At 66.5% G+C, this 22,897-nt stretch carries 29 protein-coding genes; all 29 read right to left on the bottom strand.

Annotated features, from left to right (window positions below; all coding sequences use genetic code 11):
- Positions 1–185: 185 nt before the first annotated feature.
- Complete coding sequence (locus RS85_RS19095) at positions 186–671, bottom strand: hypothetical protein (protein ID WP_052703580.1); 486 nt, start codon at positions 669–671, stop codon at positions 186–188.
- Positions 668–1,270, bottom strand: a complete 603-nt coding sequence (locus RS85_RS14080; protein WP_046014086.1) for a hypothetical protein — start codon at positions 1,268–1,270, stop codon at positions 668–670. Before RS85_RS14080 ends, RS85_RS19095 begins: the two co-directional genes overlap by 4 nt.
- The gene (locus RS85_RS14075) at positions 1,270–1,971 is read right to left on the bottom strand and encodes a WXG100-like domain-containing protein (protein ID WP_046014085.1); all 702 of its coding nucleotides are present in this window, start codon (positions 1,969–1,971) and stop codon (positions 1,270–1,272) included. Before RS85_RS14075 ends, RS85_RS14080 begins: the two co-directional genes overlap by 1 nt.
- 81 nt (positions 1,972–2,052) lie before the next feature.
- Positions 2,053–2,694: a hypothetical protein gene (locus RS85_RS14070; protein ID WP_046014084.1), complete on the bottom strand. Its 642-nt coding sequence runs from the start codon at positions 2,692–2,694 to the stop codon at positions 2,053–2,055.
- Between the two features lie 3 nt (positions 2,695–2,697).
- The gene (locus RS85_RS14065; protein ID WP_046014083.1) at positions 2,698–3,399 is read right to left on the bottom strand and encodes a WXG100-like domain-containing protein; all 702 of its coding nucleotides are present in this window, start codon (positions 3,397–3,399) and stop codon (positions 2,698–2,700) included.
- 82 nt (positions 3,400–3,481) lie between these two features.
- The gene (locus RS85_RS19090) at positions 3,482–4,012 is read right to left on the bottom strand and encodes a hypothetical protein (protein WP_052703579.1); all 531 of its coding nucleotides are present in this window, start codon (positions 4,010–4,012) and stop codon (positions 3,482–3,484) included.
- The gene (locus RS85_RS14055) at positions 4,009–4,659 is read right to left on the bottom strand and encodes a hypothetical protein (protein WP_200894843.1); all 651 of its coding nucleotides are present in this window, start codon (positions 4,657–4,659) and stop codon (positions 4,009–4,011) included. Before RS85_RS14055 ends, RS85_RS19090 begins: the two co-directional genes overlap by 4 nt.
- Before the next feature lie 26 nt (positions 4,660–4,685).
- Positions 4,686–5,168, bottom strand: a complete 483-nt coding sequence (locus tag RS85_RS14050; protein ID WP_046014082.1) for a hypothetical protein — start codon at positions 5,166–5,168, stop codon at positions 4,686–4,688.
- A gap of 224 nt (positions 5,169–5,392) precedes the next feature.
- Positions 5,393–6,562 carry a hypothetical protein gene (locus RS85_RS14045; protein ID WP_046014081.1) on the bottom strand — a complete coding sequence of 390 codons (1,170 nt, stop codon included), beginning with the start codon at positions 6,560–6,562 and terminating at the stop codon, positions 5,393–5,395.
- Positions 6,559–7,116 (bottom strand): hypothetical protein, encoded by a 558-nt coding sequence (locus RS85_RS14040; protein ID WP_052703578.1) that lies wholly within the window; start codon positions 7,114–7,116, stop codon positions 6,559–6,561. Before RS85_RS14040 ends, RS85_RS14045 begins: the two co-directional genes overlap by 4 nt.
- A gap of 199 nt (positions 7,117–7,315) precedes the next feature.
- Positions 7,316–7,600, bottom strand: coding sequence for a hypothetical protein (locus RS85_RS14035; protein WP_046014080.1), 285 nt, complete (start codon positions 7,598–7,600; stop codon positions 7,316–7,318).
- Positions 7,597–7,938, bottom strand: a complete 342-nt coding sequence (locus RS85_RS14030; protein ID WP_235282447.1) for a hypothetical protein — start codon at positions 7,936–7,938, stop codon at positions 7,597–7,599. The genes RS85_RS14035 and RS85_RS14030 overlap by 4 nt, the downstream gene beginning before the upstream one ends.
- Positions 7,939–8,005: 67 nt before the next feature.
- Positions 8,006–8,329 (bottom strand): hypothetical protein, encoded by a 324-nt coding sequence (locus RS85_RS14025; RefSeq protein ID WP_046014078.1) that lies wholly within the window; start codon positions 8,327–8,329, stop codon positions 8,006–8,008.
- Complete coding sequence (locus tag RS85_RS14020) at positions 8,326–8,598, bottom strand: hypothetical protein (RefSeq protein ID WP_046014077.1); 273 nt, start codon at positions 8,596–8,598, stop codon at positions 8,326–8,328. The genes RS85_RS14025 and RS85_RS14020 overlap by 4 nt, the downstream gene beginning before the upstream one ends.
- 100 nt (positions 8,599–8,698) lie before the next feature.
- Entirely contained in the window at positions 8,699–9,124 is a 426-nt protein-coding gene (locus tag RS85_RS14015) for a hypothetical protein (RefSeq protein ID WP_046014076.1), read from the bottom strand.
- A gap of 133 nt (positions 9,125–9,257) precedes the next feature.
- Complete coding sequence (locus tag RS85_RS19735) at positions 9,258–9,431, bottom strand: hypothetical protein (protein ID WP_160298631.1); 174 nt, start codon at positions 9,429–9,431, stop codon at positions 9,258–9,260.
- A 186-nt stretch (positions 9,432–9,617) separates the two neighbouring features.
- Positions 9,618–10,067 carry a hypothetical protein gene (locus tag RS85_RS19085; protein ID WP_052703577.1) on the bottom strand — a complete coding sequence of 150 codons (450 nt, stop codon included), beginning with the start codon at positions 10,065–10,067 and terminating at the stop codon, positions 9,618–9,620.
- Positions 10,067–10,420: a hypothetical protein gene (locus tag RS85_RS19080; RefSeq protein WP_152642433.1), complete on the bottom strand. Its 354-nt coding sequence runs from the start codon at positions 10,418–10,420 to the stop codon at positions 10,067–10,069. The genes RS85_RS19085 and RS85_RS19080 overlap by 1 nt, the downstream gene beginning before the upstream one ends.
- A 149-nt stretch (positions 10,421–10,569) precedes the next feature.
- A complete protein-coding gene (locus RS85_RS14000; protein ID WP_052703575.1) occupies positions 10,570–11,139 on the bottom strand; it encodes a scabin-related ADP-ribosyltransferase in 570 nt (189 codons plus the stop codon).
- Entirely contained in the window at positions 11,139–11,840 is a 702-nt protein-coding gene (locus RS85_RS13995; protein ID WP_046014075.1) for a WXG100-like domain-containing protein, read from the bottom strand. Before RS85_RS13995 ends, RS85_RS14000 begins: the two co-directional genes overlap by 1 nt.
- Positions 11,841–11,922: 82 nt before the next feature.
- Entirely contained in the window at positions 11,923–13,620 is a 1,698-nt protein-coding gene (locus tag RS85_RS13990) for an ABC transporter substrate-binding protein (protein ID WP_046014074.1), read from the bottom strand.
- Between the two features lie 10 nt (positions 13,621–13,630).
- Positions 13,631–13,855 carry a hypothetical protein gene (locus RS85_RS13985; RefSeq protein ID WP_046014073.1) on the bottom strand — a complete coding sequence of 75 codons (225 nt, stop codon included), beginning with the start codon at positions 13,853–13,855 and terminating at the stop codon, positions 13,631–13,633.
- Between the two features lie 128 nt (positions 13,856–13,983).
- Positions 13,984–14,277, bottom strand: coding sequence for a WXG100 family type VII secretion target (locus tag RS85_RS13980; protein WP_235282446.1), 294 nt, complete (start codon positions 14,275–14,277; stop codon positions 13,984–13,986).
- A gap of 44 nt (positions 14,278–14,321) precedes the next feature.
- Positions 14,322–14,729 (bottom strand): hypothetical protein, encoded by a 408-nt coding sequence (locus RS85_RS13975; protein WP_152642432.1) that lies wholly within the window; start codon positions 14,727–14,729, stop codon positions 14,322–14,324.
- A 55-nt stretch (positions 14,730–14,784) separates the two neighbouring features.
- On the bottom strand, positions 14,785–15,540 hold the full coding sequence (locus tag RS85_RS13970) for a hypothetical protein (RefSeq protein WP_046014070.1): 756 nt from the start codon (positions 15,538–15,540) through the stop codon (positions 14,785–14,787).
- Between the two features lie 12 nt (positions 15,541–15,552).
- The gene (locus RS85_RS13965; protein ID WP_046014069.1) at positions 15,553–16,125 is read right to left on the bottom strand and encodes a Tox-REase-5 domain-containing protein; all 573 of its coding nucleotides are present in this window, start codon (positions 16,123–16,125) and stop codon (positions 15,553–15,555) included.
- A 1-nt stretch (position 16,126) separates the two neighbouring features.
- On the bottom strand, positions 16,127–16,831 hold the full coding sequence (locus tag RS85_RS13960) for a WXG100-like domain-containing protein (RefSeq protein WP_235282445.1): 705 nt from the start codon (positions 16,829–16,831) through the stop codon (positions 16,127–16,129).
- A gap of 79 nt (positions 16,832–16,910) precedes the next feature.
- The gene (locus tag RS85_RS13955) at positions 16,911–21,422 is read right to left on the bottom strand and encodes an FtsK/SpoIIIE domain-containing protein (protein ID WP_046014068.1); all 4,512 of its coding nucleotides are present in this window, start codon (positions 21,420–21,422) and stop codon (positions 16,911–16,913) included.
- 58 nt (positions 21,423–21,480) lie between these two features.
- Positions 21,481–22,896: an RDD family protein gene (locus RS85_RS13950; protein ID WP_046014067.1), complete on the bottom strand. Its 1,416-nt coding sequence runs from the start codon at positions 22,894–22,896 to the stop codon at positions 21,481–21,483.
- Position 22,897 lies beyond the last annotated feature (1 nt).

Raw genomic sequence — 22,897 nt, 5'->3', positions numbered from 1 at the left:
TCACCGGGTCACATCGAGTTCGCGGAGCGTGTACGGCTCGGGAACTCGGTCGGTTCCAGGCTGTACGCCCAGAACGACGAGCCGTCCATCCGGTTCAGGGAGAAGCGGAGTTGATCGGGATGCTCGAATGCTCAGGACCGGCGCCAACTTTGTCGACGTAGAGAAAGCAATCGATCCTCGGTCTCCTAGCGCGCCACAGACTGGTCCTGGGACAGGTCCAGTTCGCGGAAGACGAACGGCTCTGCGAGGGTGCCAGTCTCGTGATACTTCGTGAAGATCGCGGCCGCTTCGTCCGCGGAGAAGACTTCGTTGGCGGAGACCCGCACCGCCCGCTTGTCGTTGATCGGAATGAGGATCGCGGCTTTATCGGTCGCAACGTCCCGACCGACGGTGTAGAGACGGCCCTTGCCGTCGGGGCCGGGCTTCCGGATCTCTATCGTCATGGCCGACGCCGAACCAGCCGCCTGCAGGAACGTGTCGCCGGCATCCTTGCGCGTCACGATGATGCTCTCCGGATTCGTCGCACGCCAGATGCTGTAGGTGTACTTGCCGTCGCCGTCCAGGTGACCGAGCATGAGACGCAGATGCTCGGGCACAGGCCGGCGTGCCCCGTCGAGCCAGCCCGTCTGCCCGCGAGGGGTGGTCTCCGCGTAGGGTCCGTACCGCGTCATGGTTCCTCCCGAACGATCACTCGTGTGACCAGAATGTCCTGACCATCGAGTCTGCCATGGGCGGGCGTGCCGTCGTTCACCGCATTGTCGAACTGATACTGCGTGTTCCCCGGCCTCGTGTAGTTGGCAATGGCGTCGCCCGACTTGATCTCGATCCCGTCGTACGTATTCGGACCATCGTCGTTCCTCACCAGCCCGTCATACCGACGACCGTCTTGGGGTGAACCGGGATAGTCGACTCGCACCTGGGTGGTGATGACCTCGACGTCGTTGTCGTTGCCATAGTTCTCCAGGCCGAGCTTCTCCTTGTCCACCCAGGGTTTGTTCTCCTGACCGTTGGCGTAATGACCGAGGTGGTCGCGGCCATCACCCCTGTCCACTCCGCGACCGGAATCCGCACCGTTGTCGGGCCGGCCGGAGCCCGGCACCCCATTGCCCTCGGGGCCGTTGTAACTGTCCTGGCCGCGCACGCGCCGGGCGACGTCGTCGACATGCTGGGTGAGGTTGTCGGCGAGCTGGTGCAGCTTGTCCTTCGCGTGAGCGAAGCCCTTCAGCACCGACTGCTTCACCTCACGGATGATCGGCTTGATCGCACTCATCAGTCATCCCCTCCGAAGTCCAACGCCTCGAACTCCGAGAAGAAATTCGACGTCAACGTCTGAATGTCCGACCCATGCAGCTTCATCGTCGACTGCGCGTCGTCGAGGGCCTGCAGGTCCGCATAGAACTCATCCGAGTCCCCGACCTGCCCCTCCACCATCGGCGCGTCCAGGATCGCATCGATCACCGCGGGCAGCTTCTCCGCCATCGGCTCGATCAACATCGGCGCCAACTGCATCAACAACTGCTCTACCGCGATATCCACCGCCGCATTCAACAACTTCTTCTTGATCAACAGCATCGGCCCCGCACCCGCCGCCGTGATCGGATTCGTCAACATCGCCACCAGCGTGATCAACGTCGACGACACATCCACGATGACCTTCATCTTCAACGCGAAGATCGCATCCGCCCCGACATCCATCGCCGTCGCCGCCGGAGGCATGATGTCGATCAGCTGCTGCAGATTCTGCGACCGGTTCGTGTTCCACGCGGACATCGTCGCCGGACCCGTCTGACCCCGCAGAGCCCCACCCAGATCACCATTCACCTGACGATCGACCGCCTGGATCACACCCTCCAGATCCGACCCGAAGTTCCGCACCAGGCTCGCACCCTTACGAACCTCATCCTCATCGATATCCGGCCACTCAAAACCCAGCTTCTCCATCACCCAGACAAGCTCATTCGGCAACATCATCCCCACAGCGACACCTCCTGCTCAGACTGTACGTCGCCCTCGCTTATTCACACCATGGGTAGCGCTCCCCGGCCGGGAGAATCATCTCTGCTCGGGACGTTCGAACTCGACGCTGGCGAAGCGGGAACCCGGGATCGACGTGACCTCGACGGTCGCCCCGTCGAGCGAACCGGGGGCGAGCCCGAACCGCTCCTCGAGTTCGCCGTTGCTCAGACCGCTGAGATCAGCGGCTTCGCTCGCCGGCGCGAGCAGCCGCATGTCTCCCTGGGGCGTCTGGCCGTACTTGTCGGGGTTGTCCTGACCGATCGCGTCCTCGTACAGCTCCTCGAGCAGCTGCTTCGGCGCCTTCTTCGGCACGCCCTTCACCTCGTCGAGCACATCCCCCGGGAGGCCGCGGACGTCCTTGCCCAGTGAGGTCCCGAGGTCCCGCGCGGCGTCGTAGTCGGGATCGGCGTGCTTCGGCACGTGCCCGAGTGAATCGAGCCCCCGCCGCACGTCATCCCGGATGTCGTAGTCCTTCGCGTGCGATGTCGGTGGCTTACCATCGCCACGATGGCGAGGCTCGTAGTCGACGTTGCGTCGATCCCACCCGCGGATGACGTCGGCATCCGCTCTGTGCTTGCCGCCGCGCTTGCGGAAGGCGCTCGCGAAACCCTGCTTGAACTCATGCCCCGCACCGTCGACCGCGTCCACGAGGTCGTGCATGAACTTCTTCAGCGTCATGGGTCAGGCTCCCGAGATCTGCAGATTGGCGATGTCGGCGAGCAGCCGATCAGTGAGGTCCTCGACGTCGGCGGCGTGAGCATCCATGTCGGAGGCCGCCTGGTCGAGAGCATCGAGATCCGCGAAGAACTCGTCGACATCGCCGACCGTGCCTTCGACCACAGGCGCATCCATGAGCGCCATCACCAGCCCAGGGACCTGCTCTGCAAGAGGTTCGATCGCCAGAGGAAGCACCTCGTCGATGACCTTCTCGAGCGTGATCTCCATCGCCATCGAGAAGAGCTTCTTGCGCGCGAGGATGAGCACTGCGGCCCCGCCCGCCCCGAGGGGTCCTGCAGCCAGCAGTGGGATCAGCTGGGCGAGCGTGAGGGTGACATCGACGATCACCTTCATCTTCAGAGCCAGCACGATGTCGGCGGCGATGTCGATGCCCACGGCGGCCGGACCCAGGATGTCGAGCAGCTGCTGGACGTTCTCCGAGCGGTTGCGGTTCCACCCCGTCACGTGCGCGGTGCCGGCTTCACCGCGCATCGCGGCCGCCAGCTCGCCGTTGATCCGGCGGTCGGCGGTCTGCACGAGCGCCTCCATGTCGTCGCGATAGGCGCGCACGTAGACGGCGGCCTTGCGCACCTCGTCCTCATCGATGTCGGGCCACTCGAGGCCCAGCTTGTCCATCACCCAGATGAGCTCGTCCGGCAACATCATTCCCACGTCGACCACCTCCGGCCCTGACGCTACCCAGGAAGCGGATGCCGACGCGATGGGGAGATCAGCCCATGCGTTCGCGTCAGAGGCGGTACTTTCCCATTTCGAAGTCGACCAGGGTGCGCCGGGTGTAGGCGATCATCCCATCGAAGTACGCCTCGAAGGAGTCGAACGTCTCGATGATCCCCGTCGCGTCCAGGGAGAGGACCTGACTCGCCACACGCGCATCCATCACCGGCATCGCCGCGTGGAACGGCATGTCGAGATCGACGGCGATCGGGAACAGAGTCCTCGAGGAATATCCTTGCGCTCGGGCCTGCGGCGGAGCCGTATCGATCCAGGCCGTGAAGAGGTCACGGTGCTCGCCTGAGGCCAACTGCTCGACACTCAAGAGATCCTGCGTCTCGAAGAACGCGCTCCATCCATCCGCCGCGGCAAGAAAAGACCGATGCCCCTGATCGAGGTTCAGTCCCGTGTGCTCCTCGTACGCGGCCAACCGGTCGGGTGTCGCCGCGACCGATGGCAGCGTGTGCGGGAAGATGTGATCGACGTCCAGATGATCGATCTGCGCTTTCAACCGCATGAGCTCCGTGATCTTCGCGGGCCAATTCATCGCATGCCTCGCTCCGGCTCGTGAGCCGCGGCCGAGTCGGGCGGCTGCTCGGCGGCGATCCGGGCGGCGAACAGATCGATCACCTCTGCCCACGACCATCTCACATCGATGCCGGGGACAGGGCCGCTGGCGTAGCGCTCGGAGACCCAACCGACGGGCACGACGTGGAGTGCGAGCGACACCGTTGCTTCATCCTCGACGCCGGCCCCGACGAGCGCCACGCCGAAGGCATCGGAGTATGTCCAGGAGCTGACCTGCGTCGCCCCCGCCGCCCGGAGCGCGTCGACATACGAGCGGATGCTGGCGCCGTCGCACTCCTCGAGTTCGCCGAGCGTGCGCCACGGACCCGCCCAGTAGGAGCCCGTGTCCTGAACCCTCGACGCGAAGGCGGCGAGCTGCCCCACCTCCGCGTAGGCGTTGTAGCCACTCTCGGGTTCGCCGCGCCACGCGAGCGGCATGATCCTGGCAGCTCCGCGGATGAGGATCGGATTGTTCGGGGCGACCCATCCGTCCTCTCGCGTCACGAAGACTTCGGGAGGGAGGCCCTCCGGCCGGCCGAGCAGCGAGCGCCCTTCATAAGGGAGCATTCCCCCCGCGCGCAACGACGTCGCCCCGAACGCCAGCGCGGCATCTCGGTGCAGGTCCATGTCGAAATCCATCGGTCGACCAGAAGTCAATTGCGCGGAGCCTCGCCCGGCACGAAGTACCGCGCCGGCGACAGACCTGTACGGACGATGGCGTCGCCGCCTGCCTCGAGGAACTGCGCCATGGTCGTGACGCTGAGCTGCGTGCCCTCGCCGGAGCTGTTCGCGACGATCACGTTGTCGACGACGGGGAGAAGCGACGCGACGCCCTTCGGCCACGCCGCGAACGTGGTCGTGACACCGGAATCGAGCACGCGGACCTTGGGGTCGATGTAGCGCACGTCCGGGCGCTGCAGGGCCGCCGTCTGGGCCTCGTACGCGCGCACGCTGAACAGGCGGAGGACGCGTTCGAACCGCATCTCGAGCGCGGGGAACTGCTCGCGCCACGGGAACGGCGCCCACTCGGCATCCGTCCGCACGATCGGGTGCGCACTGACGAGCGGGGCGCCCGCGTCGTAGAGTTCCTCGGCGAGACGGCAGCGACCGCGACTTCGGGGCAGGGCTGGGCCCACCCCTCCGCCTGGCCCTCGGTGATCGCGGTTCGGTCGCTCGATTCGTCGAGTCCCACGAAGAGCTCGCCGCCGGCGTACTGGACGCGGGGGTGCGCCTCACCGGGTGCGGTGATCGCCAGCACTCCGAGCTCGTTCGCCCCATAGATCCGCGGGACGACGCTCACGTTCAGACCCTCGACGGCAGTCGACATGCGCTGCGATCCTCTCCTCGGCTTCTCACCAGACTATCCGGCAGCACTTTCGACCTCTGCCCAGGACCAGGCGACGTCGATCGGCTCTTCGAGCGGTTCGGGCGACGTCACCCACGCGCTCGGCATCAGGTGGAGTGCGTGCGTCAGCGTGCCGGCATCCGGATCCCCCGACACCACGAGGACCACGGCGAGAGCTGGCTCGGGGCGCCAGAGACCGGCGCGCGTCGCGCCTGCTGCCACGAGGCGCGACCGATACGAGCGCACCTCCGTGGCCGGCACGTCGAAGAGGTCGAGGGTGACCCGCCCTCCTGCCCGATGCTCGAGAGCCCATCGCACGCTGTTCGAGAGCGCCACCAACTGGGCGCGCACGTCGGCCCAGTACTCCGGTGCATCGCCCTGCGCCCCCAGCGGGATGATGGTCGCCGATCCCCGTCGGAGCACCGGGACGTTCGCGGCGGGATTGCCTGCGGTGGCGCCCGAGTGGACGATCGCGTCGATCACGCCGACGATCTGGCGCGACGTGGCGAGGACGACCGCCCCGGTGCGGAGCGATGCCTCCCCGAACACGTCCTGGGTCGTGAGCGGAGCCGCACCCCGGGCACGGCTGCGCGCATAGAGCTCGGCGGCTTCCCGCGGGGCGAGGCCAGAGAAGTCGGAAGGGTCGAGGTCGTCGGCCTCCCGCAGGTCGAGAACCGCGTCGAGGGCGGGCGCGGGCCGCTCGATCTGCGCTTGCGCAGCGGACCGGAATCCGGTCACCTCGTCGTCCTCCACGCGCGGACCGATGATCTCGATCCGCATCGCTCCACCGGGGTACGCATCCCATTCCACCTGATACGCGGGAGGCCCTTGAGCGCCACCCTGTTCGAACCGCGCCTCGCCACGGGCCATGCGCACCCGGTCGCCGTCCTGCACCCACCGCTCACTCCGCATGCGACGACCGTCAGCGGCGTACTCGTTCACCACGTAGTCGTGACCGCGTCGGGCCGTGAGAGACCACGGCACGACGTCGCCCGGGTCGTGCGCGGGGACCAGGTGGAGTTCCTCCCCCGCCTCCCAGCGTGCCTCGGCATCCGCGGCGCTGATCTGCGCGACCCCCGATGTGCGTCCGAGCCGATCATCGAACGGATGCAGGGCGCGAGTGCCGTCCGGAAGGTCCGGGCCGACCGAGCGCTGCCTCTTGCGAAAGATCATGGTGCGGGTCACCGCAACTCGTAGCTGCCGCCGGAGGTTCCCGGCCACGATGCCGGCCCGCCGCCGCCGTTGCGCGAGCCGGTGGCCGTGTCGGGCATCGTGATCACGGCCTCCGGAACGCCGGTCGGCAGATAGCCGCCGGGCAGCCAGTTCTGGTTCGCACCGTCCTCGCGTCCCGACGGAACGGTGAGTCCGTCGAGCTCATCGGGCGAGAAGTGCCGGATCTCGATCTGGAGGGGGTTGCCGTCGTCGTCGCGCAGCGAGCCCCGATCGAACCCGAGCAGATCCTCGAGCTTGTCGGTGTCGTGGCCCGCCTCGTCGAGGACCCGGTCGAGGTCCTCGGTCGGAAAGACGAAGGCGTCGTGATCCGCTTGCGCGGGCCCGTAGTTGTTGAGCGAGTCCGTGACGTAGATGCGGCTCTCACCGTCATCGAACCGTGCGAGGTGCCGCCGGATGTAGTCCTCGCTGAGGTAGTCCTCCGGGTCCGGACGGTCGTTCTTGTGATCGTGGTCGTACCGCCCGCCGGCCCATAGTCGCCCGGCTGCGTCGAGGAGTTCCGGTCCCATCCGCCGCGCAGCGCCCACGGTGCATCGCGGCCCTCGAACTTATCCTGTCCGCGGACCCGCTTCGCGACGTCATCGACATGGTTGCCAATGTTGTCGGTCAGCTGGTGCAGCTTGTCGCGTGAAAGGGCCATGCCCGAGAGGACCGCCTGCTTCACCTCGCGGATGATCGGCTTGATCGCGCTCATCGGTCAGTTCCCCCTCATTTGACCAGGTACGTGTAGTAGTTGCGGAGCTTGCTGATCGCGGCATCCGACAGCTCCGGGTGCCTCACGTGCATCACGCGTTCGAGCTCGTCACCGATCTCGCTGAGGGACATGCCTGCCCAGTCGATCCGGGTGCTGATCGTCTCGTCCAGCATCGCACGTACCTGCTCGCGAATTCCCGTCGAGCCGTACCGCGCCTCGAACGCGGCCTCGTTCTTTCCGGGGTAGTTGGTGAGGTAGACCACGATGGCTTCGCTCAGATCTGTGTTCTGGTCTGTCACGGCTGGAACCCTCTCGCCCCGTACGCGGCCTCGTAGGCCGCGAGATATTCGCGCCCCACCCGCAACCGCACATACTCGTCGATGGCCTTCAGTGCTTCCCGAACCTGATCCCGAGTTCCGCGGATCGACAGCCGCCTTCCGAGCACCTCGGACACCGACGCGTCTCCGCCCAAGAGGATGCCGAATCCCCAGCTGCCGCTGCCGTAGTCATCGTACGAGCCGCGCACGGCGAAGGCGTCGTACAGGACGAAGGTCAGTTCGACATCCGACCTCCTGTACGCCTTCGTCGCAGCGGGGAGATGCGCGCGAACCAGGTCGAGCACATCGTCAACGGTCATGTCGTCATGCGGCATCTGTCGCTCCTCCGTCGAAGCCGGGGCTGGTACTGCACGCTACCGCCGCCCATCAGAAGAACGCATGGTAGGACCACCGCCAGGAGAGAGCGCGAAGAGCCTCAGCGCTCAGGCCGGGGCGGATCTTCTCGAATTCGATGCCGAAGAGAGTCGACTTGTCCTGATCGCCGAAGGCCTCTCTGCGGATGCTCAGGGCGTCGCTGGCCTTCACGATCTGTTTCACCTCGCCGAGGAGTGCTTCGGCGTCGGGCACGTCCATCGCGAGGACCGCCGCGTCATCGGCTCCCGGCGTACGCCGCGAGCCGTATCCGACGTACGCGATGATCGCGGCGGTGAGCGTGGCATCCATCATCGTGCGTGCTTCGCTCAGGCTCATGCAGGGTTCGGGAAGTCGATACTCAGCGCCTGCTCGAGAGCATCGAGCTCAGGAAGCTCGCGCCGAGCCTGGTCGCGGGAGATGACCTGGGGGTAGCTGAAGGCGCCGACCTCCCAGTAGGTGCCGCAGGAGCGGCAGCGACGCACCTCTGCCATGAATTCTTCGCTCTCGCCGATGATCGCGGCGCGCGCCTCCGGCGCGTACGTCGCCCAATACCCCGAGCAGACCTCGCAGGCACCCGGGTACGTCGAGTCGACGTGCGCTGTCACGGGTCCACTCTCATGGTCGGCGCCGATCGGTCTGGCGTGATCGAGGTAACACAGACATCACCCGCAGCAGCGATGACGCCGTCGTAGGTCAGATTCTTCATCAGTCCTCACCCGTTCGCGCCCGATGCCGAATCGCGTCGTACAGCCGCTCGGTCTCCGACCGCTGCACGGCCACCGTGGTCACCGACGCGGGTTCAACCGGCTCGAACGTGTCCACGAGATCCCCCACGCTCTCGGATGTCATCCGATACGCGCGCAGACCGCCGCCCTGGTCGCGGGCCATTCCGCTCGGCCATACATCGGCGTGCGAACCCGCTACGCCGATCCGCCAGCCGAACGGCTCCAGCTCTTCCCGTACGAGACAGAGCGCCTCGAACGCGTCGTCCGCGCGTGCTTCGGCCGTGCCGAATCCGGAGCTGCGCACCTCCACGACCCAGGAGAAGGGCTCCTCGAACCGCCACGATACAGTGGCGTCTCGCACGATCCCTTCGCGCATCACCTGGATCCCGCGCGACCCTGCCGTCATGCTTTCAGGATATCTGCGGGGTCGATGACTGGTGTCGTCATGTGCGTCTCTTCCTCCCGAACGATCCCTCGTGTGACCAGAATGTCCTGACCATCGAGTCAGGCCATGGGCGGGCGTGTCGGCATTGTCCGACTCACTCGCTTTCGATTGTCTGCGGATCGGGGAACGCGATCCCGAGCCCCTGTTCGAGGCGATCGATGTCGGGGAGTTCTCGCGTCGCCTGCGCCCGAGTGATCACCTTGGGGTGACTGAACGCACCGACCTCCCAGTACGCGCCACAGTGGCGGCAGCGGCGGATCTCTGCCATGAACTCGTCGCTGACGCCGAGCGTTTCCGCCCGTCCGAGACCCGTGACCCAGAATGCGGAGCAAATCTCGCAGGCACCAGGACGAGCCGTGCTCAGTCCACTCGCCGCGAACGTATCTCGTCGAGCAGCGCTACATCGATGCCGAAGCCTGAGGACGACGTACGTACGAGAATCACGGGGTGATTCTCATGGTCGGCGCCTGTCGGTCTGACCTGATCGGCGTAACGGCTCCATCCGTTCTCGTTGCGCTGCCATCTGCTCGGCGAAGGTCACGATCTCGTCGAGCGCCGCGGCCGCGAAGGTCACGACCGGCTCCGGTTGCGCATCTTCGAGCGATTCCGGGTGCCTGTACACCACGAGGGCGCCCGCCTCGCCCTGCATGCCGCTGGGAAAGCAATGCACCGAAGCGCCTTGGACCGCGACCCTCCACCCGAGAGGCTCGTACTGTTCACGCGCTCGCTCGAAGGCCCAGAACGCATCTGCGCCCATGCCGGTGAACTCGTGTCGATCGAACTCGACCGTGACGGTGTACTCCCTTCCGTTCGGTCGATCGAAATCCTGCACTACGGAAACCGTCGCGGGGACAGAGACATTTCCCGCAGCGGCGATGATGCCGTCGTATGTCAGGTTCTTCATCAATCCTCGAGAAGATCAGCGGTGGGCAGCCACAACGATCCGAAGGTGGAACGGTTGATCACGAAGCCACGACAGTTCGATGCAATCGGCAGAATCTGCGATCCTCGCAAAGCGATCGTCGGAGGAGGCGAATCACGAGGAAGAAGCTCGCGCGTCGTGAACAACGAATACGCAGGCCCGTCGCCCTCGTCTATGACCAGCAGTGACTCCCGATCCTCGGTGGCGAGAGCGTGGAACTCTGTCTTCTCGAACTCGCCGCGAAGCTGCGCCCGGGAATACTCTCCCCTCAAGTAAGCCCCGAAAGCGATGACAAACCTGTCTGCAGGAAGGGAGCTGAGCAGCTGGGCGAGCACGGTCGGTCGGTAGTTCGGGTTCTGCTGCCACGGCCCCGTCACATTGCCCGCGTCATCGCACGGAGCGGCAGAGATGACGGCTTCTCCTGGGATCTCGCCGCGAGGGTCGTAGGCGGGGTCGATCTGATACGTCCATCTCATCTCAGCCACTATCTCACCCCTTGGAAGTTCGGGTTGGGAATGAAGTCCCCGAGGCTTGTACGGTCGTCACCTATTCGCTGCGCTCCGACAATGAACTCTGTCGGGATTCCGCCCGGATAGGCCACCTCGAACTCGCTCGCATAGGGGTTGTTCGGGAACGCCTGATTGACGTCGACCCCATTACCTGGGTCCTGGATGACGTAGCGGTATCCGGGGTCGGGCGTCGGGATCGGGGGCCTCAGATACAACGTCGGATCCTTGGAGGTGCCGACGAAGTTGGAAGGCACGTTATACAGCACGTATTGCTCCAGATCCGTCCGCGACGGGTCGCGCGGTCGGAAGCCATCGGCGAAGATGTTTTCAGGAGTCCGGTCGTCGGTGCGAAAGCGATTCGGCGGCAGAGGAGTCGGCGCGTCGGGTGCACCGTCGAACCGGTCTTGGCCCCGCACCCGGATGGCGACGTCATCGACATGCTGGGTGAGGTTGTCAGCGAGCTGGTGCAGCTTGTCCTTCGCGTGAGCGAAGCCCTTCAGCACCGACTGCTTCACCTCACGGATGATCGGCTTGATCGCACTCATCAGTCATCCCCTCCGAAGTCCAACGCCTCGAACTCCGAGAAGAAATTCGACGTCAACGTCTGAATGTCCGACCCATGCAGCTTCATCGTCGACTGCGCGTCGTCGAGGGCCTGCAGGTCCGCATAGAACTCATCCGAGTCCCCGACCTGACCCTCCACCATCGGCGCGTCCAGGATCGCATCGATCACCGCGGGCAGCTTCTCCGCCATCGGCTCGATCAACATCGGCGCCAACTGCATCAACAACTGCTCCACGGCGATATCCACCGCCGCATTCAACAACTTCTTCTTGATCAACAGCATCGGACCCGCACCCGCCGCCGTGATCGGATTCGTCAACATCGCCACCAGGGTGATCAACGTCGACGACACATCCACGATGACCTTCATCTTCAACGCGAAGATCGCATCCGCACCGACATCCATCGCCGTCGCCGCCGGAGGCATGATGTCGATCAGCTGCTGCAGATTCTGCGACCGGTTCGTGTTCCACGCGGACATCGTCGCCGGACCCGTCTGACCCCGCAGAGCCCCACCCAGATCACCATTCACCTGACGATCGACCGCCTGGATCACACCCTCCAGATCCGACCCGAAGTTCCGCACCAACGTGGCACCCTTACGAACCTCGTCCTCATCGATATCCGGCCACTCAAAACCCAGCTTCTCCATCACCCAGACAAGCTCATTCGGCAACATCATTCCCACAGCGACACCTCCATTGAAGACTCTATGAGTCGCGACCGCATATCCGCGATGGGGAGAACAACCCACCCCGCCGAAATCACGGCACGACTTCCCACTGCGTGACGCCGTACGTGAGCGGTGCCGCGGCGCCCGTGCGCGGGGCGATGCCGGTCACGGCGCGATCGATGATCGTCGCCCGCGGGTTCACGGCGATGGGCAGGGCGACAGCGGCGCGGACGATGGTCGCCTCGATCTGGGCGAGAAGGTCTCTCGCCTCGTACACGTCGGTGGTCTGCGCGTACTCGGCAACCAGCGCATCGCGTTCCGGATCGACGCTCCCGCTGATGGATGCCGCGCCCTGACTGCCCCACTGATCGAGGATCTGCTCCGGCGTCTCGGGGATCGGCACCCGGGCGATCACGGCATCCCAGGCGCCCGCCGCGAGTGAACCCGCGAAGTCGGCACTGCCGCAGTCCGCGATGCTCCAGCCCGCTTCTGCGACGGCTTCGCTCAGGGCGGCGAACGCGCCCACCGCGAACTCGCTGCCGGCGTCGTACAACACGCACACCGACGCACCCGGCGCGATCCCGGCACTCTCCCGTTCCAGGGCGGCGTCGTCGGCGGGAGTGGCGAGCGCGGCCGAGAAACCGGAGTCCTCGTTGACGATGTCGTACGCACGGGAACCCGGTGCCGACAGCATCGAGGTGGTGCCTGTGTACGCGGTCGCCCAGACGCCGGACCCGCGCTCGGTGAGAGCCGTCGCCGGCACCGTGCGGAGGAATGCCGCCCGGGCCTGCGCCCCGGTGAAGACCCCGGTCGGGTCGAGCATCAGCGCCCAGAGAGTCCCGTCGTGCCGGGTGTCGACCGTGAAATCCTGGCGCTCGAGCTGGCGGATGATCTCGCGGTTCGCGGTGGTGGGAGCGAGCTGCACGACGTCGAGCCGCTCGCCGGCCTCGCTCTCCGGCGCGTCACCGTTCGGAACGAGCTCGATGCGGGCGACCTTCGGCGTCACGAGACCGCGATAGGACGGATTGGGCACGAGCGCGACGCTCTGTCCGTCCTCGTCTTCGCTGACCTCGTCGATCCGGAACGGACCGCTGGAGAGCAGAAGTTCGTCGGCGAGCTTCCCGTCCTTCCCGAGCTCGAAATCCTCATTCCACACCGTGGCGATCTCGGCCAGCGCGTCGTCGTCGCCCTCTTGGATCGCGCGGATGACGGCCTGCTTGGCCTCCATCGGATCGTCGATACCGAGGGCGCGCTGTCCGACGACATGCGCGGGCACGGGAGCGGAGACCGCCCGCTGCCAGTCGATGGTCGGCTGCGGATAGGTCACGTCGATCGCCCGCGCGAACTCGTCGAGAGCGGGGACCTCCATCTCGACGGCATCCGCATCGGCGGCCGCATCTTCGGAAGCCACGAAGTAACCCGCCGTCCCCGCCCATGCCAGCAGCAGGTCCGCGGCGTCGAGCGGGATGTCGTCCGACCAGACCGGCTCGGCGAGGTCGTACCGCACCGTGAACGGATCATCGGAGACGATCGTCACCGTGCCGAAGCCCTCGTCGGCCACGAACTCGCCGTCGACGAGATCGCCGAAGTCGGCGCGGATCGTCTCCGCGATGTCGACGTTGCCCCGGGTGGGAGAGGCTGCGGCATTGACCGACGTGAAGCCGCCGGTCCAGCCGACGGTGATCTGCGTGTCCGGCACGACCGTCTCCGGCAGCGCCGGGGTGCACGAGACCAGCCCGACGGCGAGCAGCGCAGCGATCGGTGCCGCGACGCGGCGCTCCCCCCTCATGAGCCGTCCGTCACGTGAGGTCGGTGCCGTCTTCTTCTTCGACCAGCGCGCGGAACGGCTCGCTCTCTTCGCTCTCGAGCCAGGCGCGTGCGTGCTCCAGCAGCATCGCGGGCGACTCCTCTGCCTCCTCCGGCGAGCCGAACGGGCCGATGACGTCCTCCGAAGGACGCTCGTCCGCACGCACCACCGACTGCGAGGTCAGGTTGTACCAGTAGTAGCTCTGTGTTCCGCTCATCGCTCGTGTCCTCCGGTCGTGTTCCCCGACTGATTCTATTCGGGGCGGTCCGCTCATGCCCCATGCATGGAGAGAGGCCGTGGGGCTGATCTTGCGATCAACCCCACGACCTCTCGATGCGCGATGGTTCAGGCGCCGCCGGCCATGTTGGCGTCGGTGTCGCGGATCTGGTCCGCCATGCGGTCCAGGGCCTGTGCCATGTCGTTCACGGCCTCTGCGGCGTCGTCGAGCGACGTCGTGAGCTCTTCGTACGCCGTGGCGTAGGCGTCAGACGCGTTCTCCGTCTTGAAGCCGTCCTGCACGAGATCGTCGATGATGCCTTGCAGCTCCTTGAGCGTGTCGCTGACTGCACTGCGTCCGTCGCGAAGTCGCGCCGAGGCGCTTTCCATCTCGCTGTACGTTGCGCCAAAATCATGGGCCATGAGAACCGCCTCCAGTTGTCTTCTCGTTCAGGCCGCTCGGCCTCTTACGAAGAGGTTAGCCAACGATCCCCGATCGACAAATGGGGAGTGGTGCCCATGAGTCTGCGGTGTGAGTCGTCAGAGCGTCGAATCGCGCGATGTCGAACCGACTGATCCTGTGAAAGGTCGAGTTCGCGGCGCTGGAACTCGTCGGACACGCTGTCAGTCCGGTAGAAGTGGTCGAAGATGGCGGCCGCCTCATCAGCGGTGAAGACCTCGTGGGCACCCACCCGGACGGCTCGCTCGTCGCTGATCGGAACAAGGATTCCGTCACCCTCGACCGGATCCGGCCCGCGCCAGATGCTGTATGTGTACTTGTCGGCACCATCGAGGTGGCCGAGCATCCGCCGGACCTGATCGATGATGGGTCCGTCTCGCACGTCGATCCAGCCGACCTGCCCGGACGGGGTCATCTCCGCGAACGGTCCGTACGACGTCACCAGAGATCCGGACACGCCGCGGCGCGAGTCATGTCTCGCTTCGCTCAGCCCGCACTGCGTCCTGTATCGCCCGGCCGGTGGCGACAGCCGCCTGGTCTCCGGAGCTCAACACATCTCCGTCGCCGATTCGGAAGATGATGCCCTCACGGTACGGTTCCAGCGGAGTGTCGGAGGGCAGGAACCGGGCGAAGGCCGGATCGTCTCGGAAATTCAGCCAGCCAAGCTGCTCGCGGGTGGACTCATCCCACACCGCCGAGCGAAACCCTTCCTCGGTGAGCCATCCTCGTTCGGCTTGCCAGAACTCGATCAGATACCGGAAGACCCGCTCCGCCACAGCGGGAGCGACCAAAGCCGAGGACCCATCGTCGACCATCAGCAGGACACGATTTCGATGAACTCGCCTTCCCGATTGCCCCGACGTGATCGCGATGCTCACGAAGTCGCGCGTCTTCGCGCCCTCGGGTTGGTTCACGATGCTGAGGCTCCACCCGACGTCGACCACCGTCTCGCGTGTCGGATACCCGTCAGGGTCGAGGACGCTGAACCACGCTCTGGGCGAGCTTCGGTTCCAGCCTCGTTCCCGCGTGAGCGCGTCGAGGTTCTCGAGATCATCCCCGAGCTTCTCCTCATCGCCGGCTTTGTCACCCAGCACGTACAGCGTCGCGAATGCGGGATGAATGCTCCTCAAGCCGAGCAGGAAATCACGCGTCTGATCGGCGAACTCACCGAATGTCTGCGCACGCGCACCCCAGAAGACTCCGAAGTAGGGCTTCAAGCTGTCCATAGCGCTCCCATGCTAGCCAACCGGCGTGAAGACGGTGGTGATGTCACCGACCATGTCGTTCCGTTGCAGCAGGCGATCGACTTCGCTCTTCGCAGACTGCGTCGAGAAATGCCACTCGATCGGCGTCCCGTCCGCGGCGGTCACCTGGTTGTCGATCTCGTTCAACGTTCCCTTGTGCCAGAAGTCTCTGTCCACCGGGGGGAAATCCCGCCAATCCTTGGCATCGAGAAGCACACCACGAGTGCCGTCATACCCATCGAAATTCACACCATCGACTCGATACTCGGTGCCCCGCTCGACACCTGTGATGAACTCCTGGTATTCCTGGCCTTTGGTCCGCCTCGGCGATTCGGCCCAGTGACCAGGACCACCATCAGTCAGTCCTCGCGCATCAGAACCTGACCGTGTCGGCTGACCTCCGTCGAACAGGCCATCCGCAGAGTCGTTCTCCTCGACGTCGTCCTGGTTGCGACGCTGTTTCCGCATCAGGCCTGTCGGCAGCTCCGCGACCGGTTTCAGCGTATGGCCGACGTCTTTGAAAGCGCGCCCGGCGATCTCACCGATCTCGTCTGCTTTGCCGGCCACGTCAGCTCCCCGTGATGTTCAGTCCGGACAGATCGACGATCAGCCGATCGATCAGACTGTCGATGTCGGTCGAACTCAGCTCGAATTCGGATTGTGCCTGTTCGAGCGCTTGCAGATCGGCGTAGAACTCGTCCGTGTCCCCGACGACGGCCTCGACGACCGGGGCGTCCAATGCTGCGGCGATCACTGCAGGCAGTTCCTCCGCGAGCGGCTCGATCATCATCGGCAGCAGCTGCCCGAGGGCTTCCTCTACCGCCATGTCGACGGCTGCGTTGAGCACTCTCTTCTTGATGATGAGCATCGGCCCCGCACCCACCGCGGTGATCGGATTCGTCAGCATTCCCACCAGCGCGATCATGGTGGTCGTCACGTCGGCGATCACCTTGATCTTCAGCCCTGTCACCACGGTGGCCGCAACGTCGATCGCCGCGGGGACGGGACCGAGCACGTCGATGATCTTCTGCAGGTTCTGCGATCGGTTCGTGTTCCACGCCGACACGAACGCCGGCCCCGCCTGCCCTCGCATGGCTGCCGCGAGGTCGCCGTTGATCTTGCGGTCGATCGACTGGACAGCACCCTCGAACTCGCCCCGGAAGGTGTTGACGATGTCGCCTCCACGGCGTAGCTCGTCCTCGTCGACATCCGGCCACTCGAACCCGAGCTTCTCCATCACCCAGATGAGCTCGTTCGGCAACATCATCCCCATGGCGCACCACCCTCCTCGGGGGAGCTTAGGTACCGCTTGCGCGAACGGGAATGGGCAGAGGTGCCCACTCCCCTGCGCACTAGACCCGCGCTGCCGGCGCGTCCGGGACGAACGGGATCTGCATCGTCACGGTGCGACCCGCCTGCACGAAGATTCCTCGCCCCACCGGGAAGTCGGTGCGCTTGACCCGTCCGAACGGCGTCTTGAAGATCGCGTCGCCGTCGTAGGTGTCGGCCTTCAGCACGATCCCCTGTCGGGCGATCTTCCATTCGCCCAGCACGCCGATGCTGCCGCTGGCGCGGCTGATCTCGGCATCCGCGATCAGCATGTGGTCGCTGTTGTTCATGGCCTGCAGAAGCGAGCGCATCGGACGATCCGCCGGGCCGTCGGCGAGATGCGGGATGTCTTCGATCACGATCATGATGCGACCGCCGGAAGCATCGCTCACCACGAGCTCGGCGAGCTCGGTCGCGAGATCCTTCTCGTCCTCCGGACGCGTCGCGCTCTTCACCCAGGGACGGAAGTCCTTGAGTTCAGAACGGCGGGTACCGAAGTGGTACAACCGGATGCTCGGATCGAACCGTTCCATGGCGACGACGAGCGCCTTCAGAGTGTTCGTCTTGCCCGACGCAGGAGGTCCGGTGATGACGAACGAACCGATGGGTTCGAACCCGTGCGCGGAGAGCGTGTCGTCGGCGACGCCGAACACCGGCATCCCGTCCATCTTCGTCGGCATCTCCGCCGACAGGACCATGGTCGGGAGCGCGCCGATCTCGGGCAGGTCGCGCACGCCGTTCGCACGGAGCTCGTCGCCCAGCGCCGCGAGGGCTTTGGTCTGCTCGACCACGTTCAGCGTCCCGCCGAGCACGGCGATCTGCGCCTCGTGACCGTCGACGATCGCGCGCCCCGGTGCCGACTGCTCGTCGAGCACGTCGCGCGGCGCCGCGAGCAGCATGTACTGGCTCGGGTCGCCCATGCGCAGCACGACGCGTCGCGAGATGTTCGCCGCGACGGCGCTCGGCACCGCGTTCCCGCGGTCGGCCGTGATGACCGTGTGCACGCCCAGCGTGCGGCCTTCGCCGAGGATGCGCATGAACATGCGGTAGAACGCGCTGCGGCCCGCCGCGACCTCCCAGTCCTTCTTGAACTCGGGGTAGTTGTCGATCAGCAGCAGGATGCGCGGCATCCGCGGATCCTTCAGGTCGCGATACTCCTGGACGGAGGCGGCGCTGGCCGCGGAGAACGCGGCGGCACGGCGATCCATCTCCCCGTCGAGGGTGCGCAGCAGTCGCTGGATGCGCTCGACGTCCGCACCGTCGACCACCGACCCGACGTGCGGGAGGGTCGCCAGGGCGCCCAGCGCACCGGACGCGAAGTCGAGGCAGTACACCTGCACGCGGCCTAGATCGGGCCGCATGCCTGCCGCAGTCGCGATCGTCTTGAGCACGGTCGACTTGCCCGATCCCGATGTGCCGTAGATCACGAGCGAGCCGTCGCGGTCGGGCGCGAACACGGCCGACTGCTGCAGCTGCTTCTCCGGCACGTCCACGAGGGCGATCGGGATGCGCGTGTCGCCCTCGTTCGCAAGGTCGCGCAGATCGACGAGCGGCGCGAGGTCGTCGAGCCACGGCCGGCGCGGACGCGGGAGCGCCGCCGTCTCGCTCGCCCGGATGAGCGTCGACACGATGCGCTTCTGATCGTTCGGGCCGAGGTCGACCTCGTGCGAGTCGGACTCGGCAGGCAGATCCGGCTCCCACTCTCCCGCGGCACCGAAGCGCAGCGGTGCCACGCGCACCTCGGCCGTGGCCCCATCCTCTTCGGTGGTCCATCCGCCGGCGTAGGCGGACTGGAACGGCACCAGGCGGCCGGGACCCGTCTTGGCGATCGCGCGTCCGGGGATGGATGCCGGGAAGGTCGCAGCCACGCCGTCGTCGACGACGTCGCGCGAGTCGGCTTCGTCGGCCATGCGCAGAGCGATGCGCAGGTTGGTGTTCGCGCGCAGGTTGTCCTTGATGACGCCGGCTGGGCGCTGCGTCGCCATGATCAGGTGGATGCCGAGCGAACGACCGCGCTGCGCGATGTCGACGACGCCGTCCACGAACTCCGGCATCTCGGATGCCAGCGCGGCGAACTCGTCGATCACCAGCACGAGGGCGGGCGGGACCTCCGGGTCCTGCCGCTTCTCGAGCTCGATCAAGTCCTTCGCCTTCTTGCGGTTGAGCAGATGCTCGCGGTGCTGCAGCTCGGCGCGCAGGCTGGTCAGGGCGCGGCGCACGAGGTGCGGACTCAGGTCGGTCACGAGGCCCACGCAGTGCGGCAGCTCGACGCAGTCGGCGAAGGCCGATCCGCCCTTGTAGTCGACGAAGAGGAAGGTGACGCGGTCGGGGCTGTGCGCCGCCGCCATGCCCAGCACCCACGCCTGCAGGAACTCGGACTTTCCGGCACCCGTCGTCCCACCGACGAGCGCGTGCGGACCCTGCGTGCGCAAGTCGAGGGCCATGGCGTCGCTCGCACCCTGACCGATGATCGCGCGCAGAGTGCTGGCCTTCTTCAGGCGGGGCCTCGGGCTCGGGGAGCGGTCGACGATCGTGTTGTTCTGCCGCCAGCGCTCGATCACCACGTGCGGGTCCTCGGCGATGGCCGGGTCGACGAGCTGCAGGAACATCACCGAGCCCGGGATGTCGGACGAGTCGTGCACCGCCGTGCTGGCATCCAGCACCGGTGCGAGGCGCCGAGCGAGCATGTGCATGTACGCGTTCGAGACACCCTCGACCCGCACGTGTTCGAAGTACTCGCCGTTGCGGACGAGACCGACCCGCGCATCGTCGAGCCCGTCGGTGACGTCGATGTAGCTGCGGCACACGGCCGGGAGCGACTCGACCGTGGGCGACACGAACACCGCGTGCACGCCGTGATCGGCGCCGCGCTCGAGCACATCGGTGAGGCGTCCGCGATCGACGGGTGCGTCACCGCTCACGAAGACGATGACCGACAGCGGCGGGGTGCCCAGATGGTCACCGGCCGCGCGCGAGACGTCGGTGCCGTAGAGCAGCGGATTCCACTCCTCCTTGAACGGCCCGCGCGGCTCGCCGCGGCCTTCTCCCGCTCGCTGGACGTACTCCTCGAGCGTGCTCAGCAGAGCCGCACTCGTCGGGGCGGAGTCGGCGAGCGCCATGTCGCGGAACGGGCTCTTCTCGCTGGAGGTGTGCGGCATCCACTTGAGCCAATCCAGCTCCGGCGTCCACGCCGAATCGGCGAACGCCACCGCGACCACGTCGTTCGGGGCGTGCAGCCCCAGGATCTGCACCGCGATGCCGCGCATCGTGTCGGCGACGGGACCCTGCGGGCCGGCGATGCCGATCGAGCCGGCATCCGCCATGGTGTCGAACACCGGAACGTCATCGACGAACTCGTAGCGCTCCCGCAAGCGGTCGACGCGATCGATGAACTCGGGAAGCCCGTCGGGCACCTCGGCGTCGTCGATCTTGTTCCGCGCCGGGAGTCGGCAGCTTCCGAGCCGCAGACCGAGGAAGTTCCAGTGCTCCGGCCGCCTCGTCCACAGCATCGGGCCGAGTCGCATCGCATGGTCGTAGATCTCGGCGACCGCGGGCGCCTCCGCGTTGCGGGCGCGCTCCTCCTCGGGTTTGCCCCGGAAGAAATCCTCCTCGAGCTGTTCGTACTGCCTCTCGAAGAGGAGCACCTCATGGTTCCCGCTCTTCTTGCTCTGCGCGGACTGGTTGATGATGTTGCCCAACGCCATCAGCGGGGTCATCACGATCATCAGGAGCGAACGCGGGTTCCCGTTCATGGCGTACAACGCCATGCCCATCAGGATCGGGGCGGCCATGATCGCCCACGGGAACATCTTGCCGATCTTCTCGGTGGGCAGGCGCGGCAACTTGAAGGCCGTGCCGGGGTAGCGCACCTCGACGCGGGGGCTGCGGTTGAACATCAGACCACCGCCGCGTTCGATGATCGGCTCTTCGCCGGCCGATCCGTCGAAGGAGCGGGCGAGGCGCAGCACGAGCGTCGTGCCACCGATGACGAACGGCTCGCCCTCCTCGATCCGTACGCGCTGCACCGCGAGGCCGTCGACGAGCACGCCGTTGGCGGAGTTCAGGTCGACGACCTCGATGTGGGTGCCGACCTCGAGCCGCGCGTGCCGCTTCGAGACCATGGGGTCCGCGAGGACGACGTCGTTGCCGGCGTCTCGGCCGAGGAAGACGTGCCCCGAGGAGATGGGGAACTCCTGCCCGGCGAGCGTTCCCGATGTCGCGAGCAGCACGCCCGCGGCATCCCGCTGGCCCGCGAAGGAATGGTCAGGACCGTAGTTGATGATGGATGCCGCGAAGCCGGATCCGATCGGGGCCTCGCCGATCGGTACGTCGGGCTGCAGGGGCACGAGACGTTCGCCGTTCGGGGGCGCGACCGCCAGTGTGAGCACATCGCCTTCGGCGACCGGGGTCGAGCGCGTCGGGTCTGCCGATGCGACGTGGCGCGCCACATCGCCCGCCGTGGCGGTGGAGTCCGTCGTGATCACGATGTCGACGGGTTCGCCCCCCTGACGGTGCAGAGTCAGCTTCAGCCTCATGTGTATCCCCCCACGGCGCAGAGCGCGCCAGCGACCATCGTCATTCGTTCACGTGCGATCACGCGCGGACCACCGCGGCCACGCGGTCGCCGAGCCGGATCCTGTCGCCGTCCACCGTCTGCACGGGCGTCCCCGCGGCGATGCCGTACTCGGTGCCGCCGCGGATCAGGCCCGACCCGTTCGTCGAGCGGCAGTCGATGACCTCGAGGCCTCCCTCGACCGGCCGTACCAGCATGTGCGTCTTCGAGAGCGAACGGCTGTCGTCGACGAGTGCGATCGCGCGGGCACCGGGATGCTCGGCGGCATCCGGGTTGCGTCCGAGGACCACCGGCTCGGTGATCAGGATGCTCTCGCCCGTGTCGAAGCGCAGCCCGAAGCGGACGGCGGGCTCCGGGGCGGGCGGTGCGACCGGCTCAGGAACAGAGACCGGTGCCGGAGCGGGGACGGATGCCGGGTCGGATGCCGGCGGCGCGGGCTGCGCCACCGGAACGGCCGTGGGCTGCGGCGCCGGAACGGCCGTGGGCTGCGGCGCCGGTGCAGCGGTAGCCGGCTGCGCCGCGACGGGGGCAGCCGTCGGAGCGGCAGCGACCGAGCGGTCCGTGCCGGCCGTGCGCTCTCCGTCCGGGATGCGGTACCCGCCGAGCACCGGCTTGCCCGATTCGCCCGTGCTGAGATCGACCACCGGCGCGACGGTCGGCAGACCCACCGTCGGACGCTCGTGCGCCTCGTACGGTCGTGCGACTCCGAGCACTCCGGCACTCACCCGGCTGCCCGGCCGGTACTGCGGCTGCGCCCCCGGGTCCACCGGGGTGGCGAGGGAGGGCAGCGCGGAGCGCTCCGGCGTGGGTTCGGCCTTGACGACCTTGCGCGCGACGCGCATGCGCTTCTCGTCATAGGGGTTCAGACCGTTGCGCACATCGACGAGCCAGATCTTCGTCGCCTTGTCGTGGAGCCCGCGCCCGCGGCCTTCGGGATCGAACGTCGGAGAGGCGAGGATGACCGCCGGTCCCAGCACGGGGACGATGCCTGCGGCCACGACGATGAGGAAGCGAAGCAGCACGGCGCCGACGCGTGGACGCTCGAGCGTGCGCACATCGACGCTCCGCAGACCCGTGAGGCCCTTGCCGATCGTCCGGCCCTTCAGGCCGTGGAGGAGCAGCTGCACGATGAGGAAGATGAGGCTGAGAAGCGTCGACACCGATGCCATGACGACCGAGAACACGAAATCCGGGTGATTGATGAAGCCGTAGGACGAGATCGATCCGCTCGCGAGCTTGAGCACGAGCGGCAGTGCACCGATCCACAGGGGCAGCTGCAGCAGCACCCAGATACCGCCGTCGATCATCGCGGCGAGCGCGCGTCGGCCGAACGGGGCGCGCAGCAGCCCGAGGGCCGCGGCGTACGCGGGATCGGGGCGGCCCTGCGCGTCGAGTCCCTCGATCGTCTGCTTCTGCTCGTCGATCTCCCAGATCATG

Origin of the sequence: Microbacterium sp. SA39 (genome assembly GCF_000967865.1) — a bacterium.
Taxonomy (GTDB): Bacteria; Actinomycetota; Actinomycetes; order Actinomycetales; family Microbacteriaceae; genus Microbacterium.
Note: the sequence above shows the minus strand (reverse complement) of the source record. Positions and strands in the feature narration are given on the sequence as shown.

What these genes read in the sequence shown, in the direction of transcription:
- RS85_RS19095 (WP_052703580.1), bottom strand. Translation starts at nt 671, where the DNA reads ATGACGCGGTACGGACCCTACGCGGAGACCACCCCTCGCGGGCAGACG.
- RS85_RS14080 (WP_046014086.1), bottom strand. Translation starts at nt 1,270, where the DNA reads ATGAGTGCGATCAAGCCGATCATCCGTGAGGTGAAGCAGTCGGTGCTG.
- RS85_RS14075 (WP_046014085.1), bottom strand. Translation starts at nt 1,971, where the DNA reads ATGATGTTGCCGAATGAGCTTGTCTGGGTGATGGAGAAGCTGGGTTTT.
- RS85_RS14070 (WP_046014084.1), bottom strand. Translation starts at nt 2,694, where the DNA reads ATGACGCTGAAGAAGTTCATGCACGACCTCGTGGACGCGGTCGACGGT.
- RS85_RS14065 (WP_046014083.1), bottom strand. Translation starts at nt 3,399, where the DNA reads ATGATGTTGCCGGACGAGCTCATCTGGGTGATGGACAAGCTGGGCCTC.
- RS85_RS19090 (WP_052703579.1), bottom strand. Translation starts at nt 4,012, where the DNA reads ATGAATTGGCCCGCGAAGATCACGGAGCTCATGCGGTTGAAAGCGCAG.
- RS85_RS14055 (WP_200894843.1), bottom strand. Translation starts at nt 4,659, where the DNA reads ATGGACCTGCACCGAGATGCCGCGCTGGCGTTCGGGGCGACGTCGTTG.
- RS85_RS14040 (WP_052703578.1), bottom strand. Translation starts at nt 7,116, where the DNA reads ATGGGACCGGAACTCCTCGACGCAGCCGGGCGACTATGGGCCGGCGGG.
- RS85_RS14030 (WP_235282447.1), bottom strand. Translation starts at nt 7,938, where the DNA reads ATGACCGTTGACGATGTGCTCGACCTGGTTCGCGCGCATCTCCCCGCT.
- RS85_RS14025 (WP_046014078.1), bottom strand. Translation starts at nt 8,329, where the DNA reads ATGAGCCTGAGCGAAGCACGCACGATGATGGATGCCACGCTCACCGCC.
- RS85_RS14015 (WP_046014076.1), bottom strand. Translation starts at nt 9,124, where the DNA reads ATGACGGCAGGGTCGCGCGGGATCCAGGTGATGCGCGAAGGGATCGTG.
- RS85_RS19735 (WP_160298631.1), bottom strand. Translation starts at nt 9,431, where the DNA reads ATGGCAGAGATCCGCCGCTGCCGCCACTGTGGCGCGTACTGGGAGGTC.
- RS85_RS19085 (WP_052703577.1), bottom strand. Translation starts at nt 10,067, where the DNA reads ATGAAGAACCTGACATACGACGGCATCATCGCCGCTGCGGGAAATGTC.
- RS85_RS14000 (WP_052703575.1), bottom strand. Translation starts at nt 11,139, where the DNA reads ATGAGTGCGATCAAGCCGATCATCCGTGAGGTGAAGCAGTCGGTGCTG.
- RS85_RS13995 (WP_046014075.1), bottom strand. Translation starts at nt 11,840, where the DNA reads ATGATGTTGCCGAATGAGCTTGTCTGGGTGATGGAGAAGCTGGGTTTT.
- RS85_RS13990 (WP_046014074.1), bottom strand. Translation starts at nt 13,620, where the DNA reads ATGAGGGGGGAGCGCCGCGTCGCGGCACCGATCGCTGCGCTGCTCGCC.
- RS85_RS13985 (WP_046014073.1), bottom strand. Translation starts at nt 13,855, where the DNA reads ATGAGCGGAACACAGAGCTACTACTGGTACAACCTGACCTCGCAGTCG.
- RS85_RS13980 (WP_235282446.1), bottom strand. Translation starts at nt 14,277, where the DNA reads ATGGCCCATGATTTTGGCGCAACGTACAGCGAGATGGAAAGCGCCTCG.
- RS85_RS13975 (WP_152642432.1), bottom strand. Translation starts at nt 14,729, where the DNA reads ATGACCCCGTCCGGGCAGGTCGGCTGGATCGACGTGCGAGACGGACCC.
- RS85_RS13970 (WP_046014070.1), bottom strand. Translation starts at nt 15,540, where the DNA reads ATGGACAGCTTGAAGCCCTACTTCGGAGTCTTCTGGGGTGCGCGTGCG.
- RS85_RS13960 (WP_235282445.1), bottom strand. Translation starts at nt 16,831, where the DNA reads ATGGGGATGATGTTGCCGAACGAGCTCATCTGGGTGATGGAGAAGCTC.
- RS85_RS13955 (WP_046014068.1), bottom strand. Translation starts at nt 21,422, where the DNA reads ATGAGGCTGAAGCTGACTCTGCACCGTCAGGGGGGCGAACCCGTCGAC.
- RS85_RS13950 (WP_046014067.1), bottom strand. Translation starts at nt 22,896, where the DNA reads ATGATCTGGGAGATCGACGAGCAGAAGCAGACGATCGAGGGACTCGAC.